The 3,750-nt window shown below is 62.7% G+C and carries 4 protein-coding genes and 1 pseudogene; 4 read left to right on the forward strand and 1 reads right to left on the reverse strand.

All coding sequences use genetic code 11. The features are described 5' to 3' along the window. The 3 genes from AC1DXV_RS32440 to AC1DXV_RS32450 all read left to right on the forward strand — a co-directional run. Positions 1–1,007: RHS repeat-associated core domain-containing protein (locus tag AC1DXV_RS32440; RefSeq protein ID WP_477937598.1), on the forward strand; the 1,007-nt coding region annotated here is incomplete at its 5' end. Between the two features lie 2 nt (positions 1,008–1,009). After that, entirely contained in the window at positions 1,010–1,423 is a 414-nt protein-coding gene (locus AC1DXV_RS32445) for a hypothetical protein (protein ID WP_477871239.1), read from the forward strand. Between the two features lie 52 nt (positions 1,424–1,475). Then, on the forward strand, positions 1,476–2,090 hold the full coding sequence (locus tag AC1DXV_RS32450; RefSeq protein ID WP_477871241.1) for a hypothetical protein: 615 nt from the start codon (positions 1,476–1,478) through the stop codon (positions 2,088–2,090). An 869-nt stretch (positions 2,091–2,959) separates the two neighbouring features. Here AC1DXV_RS32450 and AC1DXV_RS32455 read toward each other — a convergent pair. After that, positions 2,960–3,130: a hypothetical protein gene (locus AC1DXV_RS32455; protein ID WP_477871243.1), complete on the reverse strand. Its 171-nt coding sequence runs from the start codon at positions 3,128–3,130 to the stop codon at positions 2,960–2,962. A 58-nt stretch (positions 3,131–3,188) separates the two neighbouring features. Between AC1DXV_RS32455 and AC1DXV_RS32460 the strand changes: the two are divergent. Further along, positions 3,189–3,750 (forward strand): annotated as a pseudogene (locus AC1DXV_RS32460) (hypothetical protein); the annotation flags it as partial.

The raw sequence follows: 3,750 nt of genomic DNA on the forward strand, positions 1-3,750 counted from the left end.
AGGCCGGCGTGACGACGCGCTACACCTACAACGCGGCCGGGCAGCGCGTGCGCAAGGTGAGCAGCACCGGGCCGCAAAGCACGGTGGTCTTCGTGTACGACCAGGCGGGCCATCTGCTGGGCGAGTACGACCAGAACGGGGCCGCGCTGCGGGAATACGTGTGGCTGCGCGACACGCCGATGGCGATGTTCACGCCCGACCCGGCGAACCCATCGGGCGAGCCGCTGGTGTACTTCATCCACAGCGATCACCTGAACACACCGCGCGTGGTGGTGGACCGGCAGAACCGGGTGCGCTGGCGCTGGCTGGCCGAGCCCTTCGGGACGAGCGCGCCGGAGACCAACCCGAGCGGGTTGGGGGTCTTTACGCAGAACCTGAGGTTCCCTGGGCAGTATGCGGACCAGGAGAGCGGGCTGTTCTACAACTACCGTCGGTACTACAACTCGGCGGGCGGGCAGTACACGCAGAGCGATCCGATTGGGCTGACGGGTGGGAGTGTGTCGACGTATGGGTATGTGCGCGGAAAGCCACTTCAATGGGTGGATCCGAATGGATTGAGCGCGCTTGGAGATGCGGGTGCCCTTCTTGGTGGCTGGGGCAGGAGAGTTGGTGGCGCGGCTGTGGGCGAGGCCATCTTTCCGTTGGGTGGCGGTGTACCGGGCACGATCATTGGTGGGCAGCTGGGAGCTTGGGGCGGACGAGCCGCGGGAGAGTGGCTCAACAATTTGATCTATGCGACATCGATATCGAACCCGTTTCGGGGAAAGCCGGGAAGCGAAGTGACCTGCCCGAACAAAAATGGAGAGAGAGGGCAAACTCGTCTCTACGGTCCTGACGGCTATCCAGAGACGGACACGGATTGGGATCACAGTCACGATGGACTGGGAAAGCCCCATGTTCATGATTGGGGGCGTCCAGAAGGAGGAGGGCCTCCTCGCAACGAGAATCGCGGCGCGGGACGGCTTCCGGAAGAAGGCGACCCGGGAAACCCCCTTGGAGGAAGCTGACCATGCACGAAATCGAGTTCTCATCGAACGGGACTGTCTTGAGACCAGCTCTCCACGACGGGCTGGTACGTGGGCTTTTGCTCTGCAAAGACAAGAGATTGCTTCTTCCAGTGGAAACAAGCGATGGAAGTCGGTTCTGTTTGGTCATGCATGGTGTCGACCGGCTTCGGGCTGACGATTTCAGGCAAGGAAACATCATCCTCAGCATTGACGTCTCTACGGGCGATCAGTTGACGTTAGATGATGTGGCGTTTGCTTTCGACGTCGATGCTGATCAGTCCTCGTTTCTTCAGCGGACCATGGATCGACTTCGGAACGATGGCTTGATGCTCGTCAGGATCAGTCCTTCTTACGGTGCTTCGGCTGTGTGCGTGTGCAGCGATTTGAGTTTGGAAGAGGACCACCTTCCAAGCTAGACCGGCGCGGGCTTCAGCTACGGCGTGGGCAAGCTGACGAGCCGCCGGCACGGTGAAGCGCTGGGGCTGGGCGATGGCGAGCGGCACGAAGTCGAACGAGCGCTACTTCGACCTCGCGGGCCGGGCGATCCGCTACCCGCTGGGCGAGGCGCTGCGGGATGTGCGCTACGACGAGGCGAGCCGCATCGTGAGCTTCACGCACCTGAGCGCGGACGGCACGGCGCAGCCGGCGCTGGACCAGGCGTTCGGCTACGACGAGAACAGCCGGCTGACGGGCATCACGACGAACGCGGCGAGCTGGGCGATCAACTACGACGCGAACGGCAATCGAACCGGCCTGAGCCTGAACGGCAGCCCGAGCACGTACGGCGTGGAGGCGACGAGCAACCGGACCACGAGCATCACGAACCCGGCCAGAACCCTCGTGTTCGACAGCGCCGGCAACACGCTCAGCGACAGCGCAGCCGATGGCTCGGGCTACACGGCGACGTACAACCTGCGCGGCCAGCTCGCGACGATCACCAAGGGCGGGGTGACGACGCGGACACGCCCAGGGTGGTGGTGGACCGCGAGAACCGGGTGCGCTGGCGCTGGCTGGCGGAGCCCTTCGGCACGAGCGCGCCGGAGACCAACCCGAGCGGGCTGGGGGTCTTCGTGCAGAACCTGAGGTTCCCGGGGCAGTATGCGGATGCGGAGAGTGGGCTTTGGTACAACTACTATCGCGACTAGGACTCTTCGCGGGGAGGGTATCCGCAGTCGGATCCCATTGGCTTGGCCGGCGGCAGTCTGTCGACGTACAGCTATGTGGAGGGCAACCCTCTGAGCATGATTGACACGCTTGGTCTCATGGGCGGCGGGGGCAATCATGCGCGTCCGCGCCCTCGTCCATGCGCGTGCAGCCCCAGCGCGATCGCAAGCGCTGCTGCGTCACATGATCAAGAGCCAGGGTGGGGAAATCCGGGTTGGCAGGGTGGGCCTGGCTGGTTCCTCGAATTCAAGTGCAATAAGTTCGTCAACACAGCGGTCACTGAGAGTGGATCGAGCCCGCCGCTGGTGAACGGGCGATTGGCAACTGCCGGCGAAATCGCCGATCCGAACTCGCCGATCGAAAACTGGCAAGTGGTGTCTGGGCCAATGATGCCCGGCGATGTACTCGCGATTGGTCACGCTGGGGAAGGCTACACAGGACATACGGGGCTGTACGTCGGTAACGGTAAGGTGGCATCTGCAAGCGACATTACCGGCCGTGTGGAAGTCAATAACTGGGGATTGCGGCCTGGGCAAACTCCAACAATCCGGAGGTGCATCTGTGCGCAATAGTCAGGCGGGACATTGGTTGTCGGCAACTCTTGTAGTTGGGGTCTCATCATTTGCCGGAGCTTGGTTTGGCACACTATTGGGAGCCCTCGCCAATCACTTCGGCTATCGAGAGATGTCAGTGGAAGTCAACTTTCCACTGCGCGTGTTCTTTTCAGGTGGGATCGTGATGCAAGTTGCCTTCTCGATGCTGCTATACGCCCCGGTGGTGGTGATCTGCTACTTGCTGCTTCGACGCATACCGCTGCTAACAGCTGCATGGCTGTCATTTCTGTACTTCTTGGTGGCCGTTTTCGTCGTGAGTTCTAGGTGGTTCGCCGCATCAACTGGTTTGATCGGCATTTGGCAGTACTTGGCGATCTCTTCAATTCCCATCGCAATCTCCTTCATTGTGTGGATCCTCCGAAGGAGGCACAGACCCTCTTGAGTCTGATCTTTCAAATGAGAGGTGCGCTACCCGCTGGGCGAGGCGCTGCGAGATGTGCGCTACGACGAGGCGAGCCGCATCGTGAGCTTCACGCACCTGAGCGCGGACGGCACGGCGCAGCCGGCGCTGGACCAGGCGTTCGGCTACGACGAGAACAGCCGGCTGACGGGGATCACGACGAACGCGGCGAGCTGGGGCATCAGCTACGACGCGAACGGCAACCGAACCGGCCTGAGCCTGAACGGCAGCCCGAGCACGTACGGCGTGGAGGCGACGAGCAACCGGACCACGAGCATCACGAACCCGGCCAGAAGCCTCGTGTTCGACAACGCCGGCAACACGCTCAGCGACAGCGCGGCCGATGGCTCGGGCTACACGGCGACGTACAACCTGCGCGGCCAGCTCGCGACGATCACCAAGGCCGGCGTGACGACGCGCTACACCTACAACGCGGCCGGGCAGCGCGTGCGCAAGGTGAGCAGCACCGGGCCGCAAAGCACGGTGGTCTTCGTGTACGACCAGGCGGGCCATCTGCTGGGCGAGTACGACCAGAACGGGGCCGCGCTGCGGGAATACGTGTGGC

This window comes from Rhizobacter sp. P3_C12 (assembly GCF_056402735.1).